This window comes from Candidatus Enterococcus ikei (assembly GCF_017316105.1).
GTDB lineage: Bacteria > Bacillota > Bacilli > Lactobacillales > Enterococcaceae > Enterococcus_L > Enterococcus_L ikei.
The window spans coordinates 200,599-215,160 of record NZ_JAFLWD010000006.1 but is presented as its reverse complement, the minus strand read 5'-3'; the positions used below and the strand labels follow the sequence as shown (position 1 = coordinate 215,160).

Here is a 14,562-nt window from a genome sequence, read left to right as displayed (position 1 = left end):
GACCTGCTTATACAGTTTTTAGTTTATTTACTTCTCTTCGCAAACGGCCGATAAGCAATCCCACGACTTTCACACCAATGAATGATCTCACCAGAAAAAACAATATCCGTAGTTGTAAGCTCGGCAGTTGTTTTCTTCCCAAGTAATGTATACAACATTTTAAGTTCATTTTCCCATTGCTGAACAAGTTCGATCGTTTCATCTAGACCATTTGTCATCAGTTGATTTAAAATAGTTCCTGCCACACCAATGCTTTTAGCTCCTAAGCTGAGTGCTTTGACAATATCTAAGGATTGTTGCACACCGCCAGAGGCTAAAACGGCAAGATCACGTTGCCAATTCATTGATTCTAAAAGTGAAAGAACCGTGGACTGTCCCCAATCAGTTAAAAATCCCAGTTCTCTTTTCTTACGACGGGCATTTTCAATTTGAGTAAAACTGGTTCCACCTTGACCACTGACATCGACCGCTTTCACACCTCGCCAAACTAATTGTTCGATCGTTTCACTGCTCATACCAAAACCAACTTCTTTCACAATAACTGGAACAGATAGATGAGAAACAATATCCTCAATATTATCTAACCAACCATGAAAATCACGATCTCCTTCAGGCATCACTAATTCTTGTGGAACATTGACATGAATTTGCAGTCCATCAGCTTGGAAAAGATCAACAGCTCGTTTCGCTTCTTCTAAAGAAAGACCAGCGCCGATATTTGCCAAAATCACACCGTCAGGGTTTTCCTTACGCATGATTCGATAAGTTTCAGCTAACTCAGGATCTTTCAACGCAGCATTGACCGAACCGGTCGCTACCATCACACCAGTTTCTCTAGCGATGATACCTAATTGCTGATTGATTTCCTTTGCCCGTTCACTACCACCAGTCATTGCATTGATATAAAACGGTTGTTTGAGAGAAAAATCAAGAAAAGAAGTTGAAATATCGACTTCGTTCATTGCTGTTTCTGAAAAGGAATGATGGACAAAGCGGATTTTATCAAAATCATTGGCTTTTTCTTTATGAAAGGCTTTTGCTAAAGAAATATGTTCATCTTTTCGATTCATCTTGTTCCTGCTTTCCGTAAAAATATACATGTAATGGTAAAGGAGTGATGCCTTCTTTTTCCCAAGAGCTCATTAAAGGCAAAATACCAGATTTTTGTTTGAATAAGACGATTCCACAATCGCCGCCGCCTGCGCCAGAGGATTTAGCAGCACCTCCGCAGGTTTGAGCTAAATTACATAATTTTTTTAGGGCTTGAGTTTCGATCGTAACGCCTGTGATCGATGTTAATTGTTGGAGTAATTTTCGGTTTTTTCGTATTTGTGCTTGGATCAACGAGATATTTTCTGAATGGAAGCCTGCGATCATCGTTTCTACACAAGCTTTGCTGTCATCTAGAAATTGTTGGTAGGCTGTTTCTTGATCTTCTTTTGATTGATGGACTTGATCGACTAAATCAGAAGTAGATGCAGGGCTGCCAGTCCAGCCAATCAATAAACGTAATTTTTTAGGCACATTTAAGGGTTGAATCATTAATTTTGGCCAAGTTGCTTGAAGTAAAGCTGTCAACGTTTGTTTTTGCGATTGCTCATTGACCCATTGATGATCAAACGTTGAAAAAGCGATCCAGCCGCCATAGCAACTTGCAGCAATATCACCGCAAGAGCCATTTCCTTGAACTTCCAAATGTGCAAGGGCAGAAAGCTTGAATATTTCTTCTTCAGTCAATTCTAACTCATAAAAAAGGCTCAACGCTTTTACAGTTGCCACAGTTACAGCGCCACTAGAGCCTAAACCATATTTTCGTCCATTAGAGCTGTCTAGCTCGCTAGTCACTTTCAAATGATAAAAAGACAGTTTTTTCTGTTGCTCTTGCGCATATTTTTCAGTTAAACGAATCGCTGCTAGTACATAATGAAAAGGATTTTCCCGAATATCTAATACCAATTCGTTATTTCTTCTCGTCCAGCGTACAGGTAGGGAGCTGTATTGAGCAGATTGAATACTACCAACGTTTTCTGCTGTTTCAAGAGTAACTGTTACAAATTGATCCACTGCAACGATGATTGCTGGATGTCCTGGTTCAACAACGGCATATTCACCAGCAATAAACAGTTTACCTGGTGTGGAAACTTCTATCATAATTCTTCCGACCTTTCTACAGGAATTCTCTCTATTCCTGGTCCTGCAAAAGCTGAAATTAGCTGTTGCTCAGAAAAATGATCTGCTAAAAAATTCTTTAAAGCAGCCAAATTTTTCTTTTCTACTAAAATTTTAACATTTGGACCGGCATCCATCGTAAAATAACATGGCAGACCTTGCTTGCGAACGGCGCGTACTAATTGCATAACTTTCAAACTCTCAGGTGACCAATAAGTAAACGGTGGTACAGCAGCTAACGTTGTTCCATGCATGCGTAAGCCATTTGCTTCAGTGACTTGACCTAATTTATTAAAATCTTTTTCTTTGATTGCTTGTTTGGCAGTTACTAGATCGGGTTCGACATTTTCGAGCCAACCAGAATAAAAACTTGATGTTTCAACGGTTCGCTTCATCCCATCACGACTAGAAATATCTTTGACGCCATCATCGACTAAAACGAACAACATTGCTAATTCTTCTTCCCACTTATCAGAAGGAATAGGTTGAGCAAAAGAGTTCTGATCAGAGTCGCCTTTTTGCCATTCAGCAAATCCGCCAAAAATACTGCGGCAAGCAGATCCAGAGCCGCGTCTAGCTAAACGAGATAACTCTGTTTCAGTTAACTGTAAATCTAACGCTGTGCTACATGCACTAGCTAGAGCCGCCAAACCGCTAGCAGAAGAAGCAAGACCTGCTGCTGTTGGTACAAAATTTCGACTGTCGACTTTAGCGAATAGTGATAGATTTTGTTGTTGACGTACAAGGTCTAAGAAGTTGGAAATTTTGGCTGTTTGCTTAGGATCTTGTTTTTTTCCATCTAAAAAGAATATATCTTCAGTTAGTGTTTCATCGAAATAAACACTAGTTTCTGTATAAAAAGCATCTAATGTCAACGAAAGACTGCTGTTCATTGGTATTATCAAGTGTTCATCTTTTTTGCCCCAATATTTGATCAAAGCAATATTTGTATAAGCTCGCGCTTTTCCAACGTACATTAATTTTTCACTCCTAATGATTGAATCCAAGTTGCTACAGCACCAGCTGTTTCTATGGATGCAGCTATTTTTTCAGCTTCTTCCTTAGAGTCAGCTAAAGCGATCATACAACCGCCGCGGCCACCACCTGTTAATTTTGCTCCTAAAGCGCCGTTTTCACGAGCAGTAGTGACTAATTGGTCTAATTGGTCATTACTGACGGTCAACGCTTGAAGCTGAACGTGTGCTTGATTCATGACTTTTCCTAAAGTATGAACATCATCTGCTAAAATAGCTTGTTTTGCAGATTTAGTCAAGTGCCCTAACTCAGTGATATGCTGTGAAATTTCTTGTTTGTTTTGCTCAAAGAGGTGCGCTACATCGCTAACTGTCGCTCTTGTTTGACCTTTAATGCCAGTGTCTGCCACGATCAAAAAAGCATTGGAAACATTCATTGGGAATGATTCTAATGGATGACCTTTTATAAAATATAAGGGTTCATTTCCAGTCGTCGCAGCTGCATCGATGCCGCTGGGATTACCGTGAGCAATTTTTTCGGCACCATTGACTAGCGGAAGTAAGTCTTCTGATGTACATGGAATATCAAAGTAATCAAACAATGCACGAACGATCGAAACTGCAACCGCTGCACTTGAACCCATGCCTCGCTCTGCTGGTATCGTACTAGTAATAGTAATTTTTAAGGTTGCCGTTTCATGATGAAGAGCGGTCAAGGTTTGAACGATAACTTCTTTTACACTTTTTAATTGCGCAGGAACTTCTGAAAGGTTTCCCGAAAAATAATGACAATCTACTATCATAGTAGTGTCAGGTTCGACTTTTGTTGAAATATACGTCTCTTGAAAAGGAAAAGCAATGGCTGGTTCCCCATAAACAACAGAATGTTCGCCCATCAAGATGATTTTTCCAGATGCTTGTCCTTTACCTATTTTTTCTTTATTCATTTTAATAAACAGTCCTTCTATTTAAATATCAAATGTGTTGTGATCCAAGGTGCTGCGTAAAGAATCATGAATTGAACGCCGTAATTTACGCCCATCTTATTAAGAGTACCACAAACGATTCCTACGAGCAAAACACCAAAAATATTGATCAATCCAGCATCCATATAAGCTAGTAATAAAATAAACCCGATAAATAATCCTAAAATTGCTTCATGAGGAATCTTTTTCAAAACGAAAGCTGTCATCTGACGAGCATATTTCATCGCAATGAAGTATGTAATAGCTGAAGCCAAGATCCCCGCAAAAAGAACCGCCAAAACAAATTCACCTCTACTTAATAGATGATGAAGGTTATGATCTAATGTAAAAACAGGTGGTGCATTGAACAAGGCATTAGCTGGACCCACTGCTACCGGTGATAACGGAATTCCTAATGCTATCAGTGGGATGATTACACCTGATAGATAAGTTGCATGAGATAATGCACTCATTGAAGTAATCGCCATACTCGCTTTTTTCACAGGATCTTTTTCTCTATTTGCTACAGCTTCACCAAATAAAATCGTTAAACCAACTGGACTCAAAAAGAACAGGAAGTTTGAAAGGAACGAAACAACGGCACTGGTACCAGCTTCTTTTTTTGTAATTATTTGAAAAGGATGTAATATCACTTGTTTTTCATCTATCTTGTCTAACGTGATTTTTTTTACTTCATGACGAGGTAAAGCATCTCGGTTTTGTTTGTTCAATAAGCTTAGTAAAGACACAAGTAACGGACCAATAGTGATCCCTAGGAAAAATGAAATAGTCACGTTTTTTTCCTGCGGCACGGCTCCAATGCCCCAATAAAGATAGCGCAGTCCTTGAAAGAGCAAACCAAGGGGAATAATACTAATCAAAGCTAGTAGTTTATTTTTACCGATCAAGGATAAAAAAATCGCACCGAAAACAAATAATAAAGGCGCATACTCTTTTACAGAATCAGAAAAAGGAGCCAAAATATTAGCTAAAAGCAAACTTACAGGTATGGCAACGGTCGTTCCAATGATCGATCCTGTGGCCATTTTCTTTATACTGATTGCGGCCATGCCGCGTTCTTTTAGATACAAAGCATGCTCGATCATCGGTGTTGACATCACACCACCAGGTAAGCCGACCAAAGCTGTGGGAATAGCATTCATTAAATTTAAAGTAATGATTGCTGAAATAAAGAACGTCAGCACAACAATTGGCTGAACACCTGCTAAAACTATCGCTAACGTAACAGGCATCAAAACAGACGTTTCATCTGTCCCCGGTACAAATCCGATAAATGTATATAAAACAATCGCACTGATAACGGCTAGAAGCATTTGAAAGAGCAGTCCAACATCCATTAGTTGTCTTCCTCCTCGATCACCGTTCGTTTAGGTTTGATCAAAAACGTACTGATGATAAAACCAACGACAGCACCACCCAGACCAAAAAACAACTGTTTTGTTGTATCTTGTGCAGGTGCTAAAAAGAAACTCCCCATAGTTGCTACACTGCAAATCACAATTGCTATGATCAAATCTTTTAAAGCAACCAAGTCACCCCAGATTTCGATAAGATCCTTTTTCATTAAAACGTCCCCCTTAAGATTAAAAGCTGAGTAGATTCACTCGTGCTTATTGCTGTTAGAACAATAGGAGTCACATATATAGTTTGATTTTTTCTAAAGAATTAACTGAGAATTGTTCTCAACCTACAATAGTTTACCAAAAAAGCCTATGAAGTAAAATTTTTATATGCTATTTAAGGAAAAAATTAACTTCTCTTTAATGAATAGGAGCAACGAAAAGAAAGATTAAAGTTGAACCTACTCAGTTCGACTCCAATCTTTCTTTTGTTTATTCTTCAATAACTAAGCCTAAACCAGCCGCAATTGTGATTGCCTGTTCTTGTGTTACTTTTAGTCCTTTGAGCAATTCTTGTGAAAAAGCAATTTTTTCAAATGTACTTTTCGTTAAGTCAAGTGTTGCCAACTTTGTATGGAACCAATTACTGCCAGTCAAAGAACAGCTGTCGAACAAAAGGTTATTCCAAGCGACTTCAACAAATTCAGTATCGTTTAAACTTGTGTGTTTAAACTGAATAACTTTTTGATTTGTCGCGCTAAAGGAGGAATAATCAGCCAAACAATCTTCAAAGAGGCAATCTCGTAAGTAACTTTCCGCAAAGTTTGTCCCAGTCAACTTACATTGGCGGAAATGAACTTGATGAAAACTGGCACCGATCCATTCTGTATTAGACAGATCACAATGATCGAAAATTACATTACTACATTCAAAACGTTCTAGATGATTTCGATTCATAGTAATTTTTTCAAAGCGGCATTCTCTAAAGACCAAGTTACGTATATCTTGATAACTAAGATCTTGATCTTTCAATGACAAACCTTCAATAATAACTTCATCATCTAAGGAGATATAATCCGTTTCAGTAAGCTTAGGCAGTAAAGGGGCGATGGGCTTTTTCGTTTTCATAAATAAAACCTCCAATTAATTGATTATCTGGGCCTACTCGGTTTCTTTATCTAAATTTTCATCCAATTGATACGCGCGATTATAAAATTTTAGGCAAGTCGTCAATACGAATGCGCCCAAAAGGCCTAAAAGACTACCTAAAACAATACCGATCAAACGGTAATTCAGCAGACTTACTGAATACTGATGACGAGCTAAATTTGCTAACAACAAGGACATCGGTGTTGTAAAAAAGTTTGCGATCGTATAATTACGTTTAATAAAAAATTCTACTGTCAAAAAGAAAAAGCAGATCAAAACAATCGTTTCTAATGAAGTAAATGAAATACTCAATAAAAGAGCCGCAATCAATAAACCGATCATCGTACCCAAAATTCGTTGAATATTTCGATGCATGACCGCACGTAAATTATCTCCTTGTAAAACGGCAGCACAGGAAACGATCATCCAATAAGCATTAGTCAAATGCAACGATTGACTGATATAAGTTGCTAAAAATAAAATAGCCGCATAATGCAGCGCATCAAGAAGAGCTGCAGGATCAGTATAAAGCCGCTCCTGTAAAGAAATTTTCTTTTGCCGCTCGACAAATTCCCCTTCAATAAAATATAAGATAACTGCAACTATCAGAGCAGTTAAAACGCCTAATAAAACATAACTCATCATAAGCGAAACTTTTTCCAAAGGGATTTTCGTACCACTGCCCATTGCAGTAACCATGACAATAAAAAAAGCCCCCGGCTTAGCAATTCTGTACAATCTAAAAATGATTCGGGCGAAAAAAGAAATCAACGCAATGGCAATTGGGATGAGCCAAGGAATATGAGTACTAAGCATACCTACCAAATTCCCTAAAAGTAAAAACGTACCAATCGAACTTAAACGAATCAGTAACTCCTTTAATGGAAGAGTTTGATAATAAAGAAAAGTAAAAATCCCAAGAGAACCAAAACTACCTATCAGTAAATTATTTGAAAAATAGCCTATAAACAAAGGTACGGCCATACAAATACCTGCACCAATCAGACGAAAGGGTGCTTTTTGAGGTTTGTGAAATACAGTTAATTCTTTAAAAAAAGATGAACGATTCATCTAATCACTCCTTATTTATTACGGAGAAACACAGTAGAAATCTTTTATGATATGAATTGAACAATCAGATTGAGACAGAAAAAAATTCTGTAACTCGTCATACGATGTTTCTTCTATTACTAATCTAACATACTTTTTTATAAGATGACAATCGCTTTTTATCTAATCTAGTGTCACGGGCTAGCCTTTCGGAAAAAAGATAAAACCTGATTGTGTCCAAAAGCGCCACCTTCATGTTTTCCTATTTTTCAGTCAAGGCTGAACGAGCCCGTTCCACTTTTTATTTAATCTAGCTCCACGGGCTAGCCTTTCGGAAAAAAGATAAAACCTGATTGTGTCTAAAAGTGCCACCTTCATGTTTTCCTATTTTTCAGTCAAGGTGGAACGAGCCCGTTCCACTTTTTATTTTCATTTCTAAGAAATCACTTCTAATGAATAGATAATCTCATGATGTAAGTATTAAAAAAAAATAAGATTATTCTTGATTTTTTAATTTAAAAATTGTAAACTATACCTCAGTACAATAAATAATTATTAAATTCTGATTTTTCAGAAAATACTTAGGGTCTATATAGGGAGGAAAAAAGAATGAACTTAAAGAAGTCATTTGCTTTTGGATTCATCACTTTATTTAGTTTATCATTAGCAGCATGTGGTAACGGCGGCGCAAAAACAGACGATTCAAGTGGCTCAAAAGCATCCGGTGGTAAACCAAGTGGAGAGCAAGTTTTCCGTGTTAATGTTTTACAGGAGATGCCAAGTGCGGATCTATCTTTAGCAACCGACACGATTAGTTTTTCTGCTTTAAACAATGTATATGAAGGAATCTATCGTTTGAACTTAGATAATAAACCAGAACCTGCTGGGGCTGCTGAAAAAGCAGAAGTCAGTGAAGATGGTATTACGTACAAAATCAAATTAAACGAAAAAGCTAAATGGTCAGACGGCAAACCTGTAAAAGCAGAAGACTATGTTTATGGATGGCAACGTACGGTTGATCCTGCGACAGCTTCAGAATATGCTTACCTTTACGAATCTGTGAAAAATGGTGCAGATATCGCTGCAGGTAAAAAAGACAAAGCTGAATTAGGAATCAAAGCTGTAGGTGATTACGAATTAGAAATCACATTAGAAAAAGCCACACCATACTTTGACTATCTATTAGCATTCCCATCATTCTTCCCACAAAGAAAAGATATCGTGGAAAAATATGGTAAAGACTACGCTGCAACAAGTGAAAAATCAGTTTATAATGGACCATTTGTCTTGGACGGCTTCGACGGAGCAGGTACAGATACAGAATGGTCATATAAGAAAAATAAAGATTATTGGGATGTAGATTCTGTAAAATTGGATGAAGTAAAAACAAATGTAGTGAAAGAAGCACCGACTTCATACAATTTATTCCAAGATGGACAAGCAGATGATGTAACCTTGACTGGTGAATTGGCTCAACAAGCTGCCAATGATCCACAACTTGTCATCCAAAAAGAAGCAACAACTCAATATATGGAATTAAATCAAATGGATGAGAAATCACCATACAAAAATGAAAACCTAAGAAAAGCAATTTCTTATTCAATCGACCGTAAATCTTTAGTTGAACAAATCCTTGGTGATGGTTCAGTAGAACCTAAAGGCTTAGTTCCAGCTGATATGTCTACATCTCCAGATGGGAAAGAAGACTTTACTGCAGCTGCTGGAGACAAGATTACCTACGATAAAGAAAAAGCAAAAGAACATTGGGAAAAAGCGAAGAAAGAATTAGGGATTAAAACATTAGACATCGATATCTTATCTTCTGATGCAGATTCATCTAAGAAAACAGTTGAGTACATTCAAGGTGCGATTCAAGAAACCTTAGAAGGTACCAAAGTTACTGTTAGTCCAGTACCACTTTCTGTACGTTTAGACCGCTCAAATAAAGGTGATTTCAAAGCTGTTATCGGAGGCTGGGGAGCTGATTATGTAGATCCAAGTAGTTTCTTAGATCTATTCCAAACAGGCGTGCCATATAACCGTGGACGTTACAGTAATCCTGAATACGACAAATTAATAAAAGAAGCTTCAACTACAAATGCGAATGATCCTGAAAAACGTTGGGAAAATATGGTTGATGCAGAGAAAACAATCATGGGCGACATGGGTGTAATTCCTCTTTATCAAAAAGCTGAAGCGCACTTACGTGCTGAGAAAGTAAAAGATGTTGGTTTCCATCCAGCAGGCGCGCAATACGATTACAAATGGACATACATTTCAGAATAGACTGAAATTTTTCCAATAGTAAAAGGACCTTTGCCCTCTTTGAATAAAAAAGGCAACGGTCCTCTTGCTATCTTTGCTCATAAAAAGTAAAATAATAAAGAAACGATAGAGACGATCAGTAAAATACCTCCAGTTTCAAGCCAGTAAAGCTGATGCGCTTTACCGATCACTGAAAATGGGATGAATTCTTTCGGTTCATTTTTCTTCTTAAAACGGAAATGCATTTTCATAAAACGTTGGAAATTATCAAAAAAACCTGAGGACATGATCCACATGGCTAAGCCGATAATCAAAAAGAATAATGAAACGATGAAAAAGGTATCAGATATAGAACGGATAGTCAGTGACTGCTTTATCAATAGGTAAGTAAAAATACCAATGCTTGAGACCGCTGAGGTAATCAAGGGCCATTTAAAATTTTTCATGTGCTCATCCTTACTTAATTTTCTATCCTTACTTTATCGAAAAAAACTGATGAAGTCAAAATAATCTCGGAGGTGTCATTCTTGAACAGTTTTGGAAAATATTTTCTTAAACGGGTCTTCTTTATGATCGTCACATTGTGGTTGATCGCAACGATTACGTTTTTCTTAATGCAATTATTACCAGGTACTCCTTATACCAACCAAGAAAAACTTAGTCCAGAAACAATCGCTATGTTGAACAAGCAATCTGGCTTAGATAAACCAGTAATCGTTCAATATGGAATTTACTTAAAGAATCTTGTCGTGGGTGATTTTGGGATTTCATTCCAATTTAAAAATCAACCAGTTGCAAAACTTTTAGCAGGCCGTATCGGACCATCAGTCCAATTAGGTGCACAAGCTATTATCTTTGGTACGCTAGTCGGTATTTTACTAGGAATCATTGCAGCGATGCGCCAAAATACATGGGTAGATACATTAGCGACATTGATGGCAATTTTAGGACGTTCAATTCCTAACTTCGTCTTTGCCGTATTGTTACAGTATATCTTTGCCATGAAATTAAAAGTACTACCAATCGCAATGTGGAATGGTTTTGCTTATACGATTCTACCAACGATTGCTCTGGCAATGAGTCCCATGGCCGATTCCGCCAGGTTTATACGAACCGAGATGGTTGAAGTTTTACATAGTGACTATGTAGAGTTAGCTCGAGCAAAAGGGTTGAGCCGTTGGCAAGTAGCGGTTAGACACGGACTTAGAAACAGTTTGATTCCTTTGATTACTTTATTAGGACCATTAGCAGTTGGTTTGATGACAGGATCATTGGTTGTTGAAAATATTTTCGCTATCCCAGGTATTGGGGAGCAGTTTGTAAAATCAATTATGACAAATGATTACCCAACGATCATGGCAGTAACAATTTTGTACTCTGCTTTGTTAGTATTCGTAATCTTGATCGTTGATTTACTTTATGGATTGATCGATCCAAGAATTCGTGTTTCAGGAGGTGCCAAAGGTTAATGGAAACAGTTGACTTAAATAATGTACCAGAAAAAATCAAAACGATTCCAGCAGATGAATTCCAACCTTTGGATACATCAACAACAAAAGAACGTGAACGAATTGCAACGCCGTCACTAAGCTTTTTACAAGATTCTTGGCGCCGTTTGAAAAAGAATAAAGCTGCAGTGATTTCTTTAATCTTACTAGGAATCATCATCTTTATTTCGATTATTACTATTTGGGTTTCACCGCACGATCCAACGCAGCAAAATGTTGCTTATATCAATTTACCACCCCGTATTCCATTTTTAGATAGTATCAATGGATTTAACGGGACAGCCAATGTTGCTGGTAAAATGGTAGATAAGTATGCACAAGCAAATGTTCCTGATAATGTGAATTTCTATCTTGGAACAGATGGCTTAGGCCGTGATGTGTTGAGCCGTTTATTCATGGGAACTCGTATTTCATTATTGATCGCATTTATCGCAGCTTTACTTGATATTACGATCGGTGTAACATACGGTTTGATTTCAGGATTATTAGGCGGACGTGTTGATACAGTGATGCAACGTGTTTTAGAAGTTCTTTCTGGAATTCCTAACCTTGTTGTAATGATCTTGATGCTGACTGTTTTTGATCCAGGTATCTTATCAATCGTTTTAGCGATGGTTATTACCAACTGGATTTCAATGGCCAGAATCGTTCGTGCTCAGACCTTAAAATTAAAAGACCAAGAATTTGTTTTAGCTGCCCAAACATTAGGTGAATCTCGTTTGAAGATCGCCATCAAACATATTTTACCGAACATCTCTAGTGTGATCATCGTACAAATGATGTTCAGTATTCCATCGGCAATTTTCTTCGAAGCGTTTCTAAGTTTCATCGGTTTAGGATTAAGACCGCCGACCGCTTCACTTGGAACATTATTAAATGAAGGATATAAAACGTTCCGTTTCCTTCCATATTTGATGTGGATTCCTGCCGTAACACTGTCAGTCGTAATGATTTGTTTCAACTTGTTAGCTGACGGACTACGTGATGCCTTCGATCCTAAGATGAAAGAGTAGAGTGAATGACTATGGAAAAAGTATTAGAAGTAAAAGACTTACAGATTTCTTTTGATACGTTTGCTGGAAAAGTAAATGCTATTCGCGGCGTTAGCTTTGATTTGTTCAAAGGGGAAACTCTAGCGATCGTAGGAGAGTCTGGTAGTGGTAAATCAGTAACTACTAGAAGTATCATGCGATTATTGAGCAGCAATGCAAACATCGACAATGGAGAAATTCTGTTTAAAGGTGAAGATATCGTACACAAGACGGAAAAACAAATGCAAACCATTCGTGGGAAAGAAATTGCAATGATTTTCCAAGATCCAATGACTTCATTGGACCCAACAATGCCAATCGGCAAACAAGTAGCTGAATCTTTGATCAAACACAATAAAGTGTCGAAAAAAGAAGGGCTAGACCAAGCATTAGAATTATTAAAATTAGTAGGAATTCCAAACGCTGAAAAACGTTTGAAAAATTACCCTCACCAATTTTCTGGAGGACAACGTCAACGGATCGTGATTGCGATTGCTTTGATTTGTTACCCAGAAGTTCTGATTGCCGATGAACCAACAACAGCCTTGGATGTAACGATCCAAGCGCAAATTCTAGAACTATTAAAAGACTTACAACAAAAAATCAGCACATCGATCATTTTTATCACTCATGATTTAGGTGTAGTAGCGAATGTTGCTGATCGTGTAGCGGTAATGTATGGTGGACGTTTAGTTGAAGTGGGAACATCAGAAGAAATCTTCTATAACCCGCAACATCCATACACATGGGGCTTATTAGGCTCAATGCCGACAATGGAAGGAACCGAAGATAAGTTATATGCGATTCCAGGTTCACCGCCCGATTTGTTAGACCCGCCAAAAGGAGATGCTTTTTATCCGCGTAACGAATTTGCAATGAAGATCGACGCAGAAGAAGCACCGCCATATTTTGAAGTATCACCAACTCATAAAGCTGCAACGTGGTTATTAGCTCCACAAGCGCCAAAAATCACTCCTCCAGCTGAAATTGTGAGACGTTGGGCGATTTATGCTGAACGTCATAATGTAACAACAGGAGGCGTTAATTAATGAGCGAAAAAAGAAAAGTACTTTTAGATGTTAAAGGACTAAAACAATATTTTAACGTCGGTCGTCCTGATGAAGTCAGAGCGGTTGATGATATCAGCTTCCATATTTATGAAGGTGAAACATTCGGATTAGTTGGAGAATCTGGTAGTGGTAAATCAACGACTGGTCGCAGCGTGATTCGATTGTATGATCCAACTGATGGAGAAATCATTTTTGATGGTGACGATATCAGTAAAATTCGTTCAAAATCTGGCATGCAAGCATTCCGTCGAGAAGTGCAAATGATCTTCCAAGATCCTTATGCATCATTGAATCCAAGAATGAAAGTCAATGATATTATTGCTGAAGGAATCGACATCAACCATTTAGCAAAAGATGCAGCTGAACGTGAAGCTAAAGTCAACGAATTACTAAAAGTCGTAGGTCTTGATCCAAGTCATGGTACACGTTATCCACATGAATTTTCAGGTGGTCAACGTCAACGTATCGGAATTGCTAGAGCATTAGCTGTTGATCCACGCTTTATCATCTGTGATGAGCCGATTTCAGCTTTGGATGTATCGATTCAAGCTCAAGTGGTCAATTTATTACAAGACTTACAAAAAGATGCTGGTTTAACTTATTTGTTTATTGCCCATGATTTATCAATGGTAAAACATATCAGTGACCGTATCGGTGTTATGCATAGCGGTAGATTATTGGAAATGGGTTCAAGTGATGATGTGTATAACTTCGGTGTGCATCCGTATACTGAAAGTTTATTATCTGCGATTCCATTACCTGATCCAGATTACGAACGTACACGTACGCGTATTGTTTATAAACCTGAACCAGAAGATAACAAAGAACGTAAATTAAGAGAAATCACAACAGAACATTATGTATATTGTTCTGAAGATGAAGTCGAAGTTTATCGTAAAAAAATTGAAGAGAAAAAAGCCAGAGCGAATCAAGAGTAGTCGCTTTGCAAACGAAATCCTAGCTAGGAAAAAGCACTATTTTTTCTTAGCTAGAATTTTTAAAAAACGGGATGAAAAATAA

At 37.7% G+C, this 14,562-nt stretch carries 14 protein-coding genes; 5 read left to right on the top strand and 9 right to left on the bottom strand.

Going from position 1 to position 14,562, the window contains the following annotated elements:
* Positions 1-23: 23 nt before the first annotated feature.
* The 8 genes from fni to JZO69_RS02745 form a co-directional block, all read right to left on the bottom strand.
* A complete protein-coding gene (gene fni / locus JZO69_RS02780) occupies positions 24-1,070 on the bottom strand; it encodes a type 2 isopentenyl-diphosphate Delta-isomerase (protein ID WP_207111379.1) in 1,047 nt (348 codons plus the stop codon).
* Entirely contained in the window at positions 1,054-2,151 is a 1,098-nt protein-coding gene (locus tag JZO69_RS02775; protein WP_207111378.1) for a phosphomevalonate kinase, read from the bottom strand. Before JZO69_RS02775 ends, fni begins: the two co-directional genes overlap by 17 nt.
* Positions 2,148-3,146 (bottom strand): diphosphomevalonate decarboxylase, encoded by a 999-nt coding sequence (mvaD, locus tag JZO69_RS02770; RefSeq protein WP_207111377.1) that lies wholly within the window; start codon positions 3,144-3,146, stop codon positions 2,148-2,150. The genes JZO69_RS02775 and mvaD overlap by 4 nt, the downstream gene beginning before the upstream one ends.
* Entirely contained in the window at positions 3,146-4,090 is a 945-nt protein-coding gene (gene mvk / locus JZO69_RS02765; protein ID WP_207111376.1) for a mevalonate kinase, read from the bottom strand. The genes mvaD and mvk overlap by 1 nt, the downstream gene beginning before the upstream one ends.
* 17 nt (positions 4,091-4,107) lie before the next feature.
* Positions 4,108-5,466: a tripartite tricarboxylate transporter permease gene (locus tag JZO69_RS02760; RefSeq protein WP_207111375.1), complete on the bottom strand. Its 1,359-nt coding sequence runs from the start codon at positions 5,464-5,466 to the stop codon at positions 4,108-4,110.
* Entirely contained in the window at positions 5,466-5,693 is a 228-nt protein-coding gene (locus tag JZO69_RS02755; RefSeq protein WP_207111374.1) for a hypothetical protein, read from the bottom strand. Before JZO69_RS02755 ends, JZO69_RS02760 begins: the two co-directional genes overlap by 1 nt.
* 268 nt (positions 5,694-5,961) lie before the next feature.
* Complete coding sequence (locus JZO69_RS02750) at positions 5,962-6,597, bottom strand: pentapeptide repeat-containing protein (protein ID WP_207111373.1); 636 nt, start codon at positions 6,595-6,597, stop codon at positions 5,962-5,964.
* A gap of 33 nt (positions 6,598-6,630) precedes the next feature.
* On the bottom strand, positions 6,631-7,689 hold the full coding sequence (locus JZO69_RS02745) for an FUSC family protein (RefSeq protein ID WP_207111372.1): 1,059 nt from the start codon (positions 7,687-7,689) through the stop codon (positions 6,631-6,633).
* Positions 7,690-8,277: 588 nt separating this feature from the next.
* Here JZO69_RS02745 and JZO69_RS02740 point away from each other — a divergent pair.
* Positions 8,278-9,954: a peptide ABC transporter substrate-binding protein gene (locus JZO69_RS02740; protein WP_207111371.1), complete on the top strand. Its 1,677-nt coding sequence runs from the start codon at positions 8,278-8,280 to the stop codon at positions 9,952-9,954.
* A gap of 77 nt (positions 9,955-10,031) precedes the next feature.
* Here the strand turns inward: JZO69_RS02740 and JZO69_RS02735 are convergent, their stop codons facing one another.
* A complete protein-coding gene (locus tag JZO69_RS02735; protein ID WP_207111370.1) occupies positions 10,032-10,379 on the bottom strand; it encodes a DUF3899 domain-containing protein in 348 nt (115 codons plus the stop codon).
* Positions 10,380-10,460: 81 nt separating this feature from the next.
* Between JZO69_RS02735 and opp1B the strand changes: the two genes are divergently transcribed.
* From opp1B to JZO69_RS02715, 4 genes are read left to right on the top strand one after another with little or no spacing between them, the layout of a single operon-like run.
* Positions 10,461-11,402: an oligopeptide ABC transporter permease Opp1B gene (opp1B, locus tag JZO69_RS02730; RefSeq protein ID WP_207111369.1), complete on the top strand. Its 942-nt coding sequence runs from the start codon at positions 10,461-10,463 to the stop codon at positions 11,400-11,402.
* Positions 11,402-12,454, top strand: a complete 1,053-nt coding sequence (gene opp3C, locus JZO69_RS02725; RefSeq protein ID WP_207111368.1) for an oligopeptide ABC transporter permease — start codon at positions 11,402-11,404, stop codon at positions 12,452-12,454. The genes opp1B and opp3C overlap by 1 nt, the downstream gene beginning before the upstream one ends.
* A 5-nt stretch (positions 12,455-12,459) precedes the next feature.
* A complete protein-coding gene (opp1D, locus tag JZO69_RS02720; RefSeq protein WP_207111367.1) occupies positions 12,460-13,521 on the top strand; it encodes an oligopeptide ABC transporter ATP-binding protein Opp1D in 1,062 nt (353 codons plus the stop codon).
* A complete protein-coding gene (locus tag JZO69_RS02715; protein WP_207111366.1) occupies positions 13,521-14,480 on the top strand; it encodes an ABC transporter ATP-binding protein in 960 nt (319 codons plus the stop codon). Before opp1D ends, JZO69_RS02715 begins: the two co-directional genes overlap by 1 nt.
* Positions 14,481-14,562: the final 82 nt, after the last annotated feature.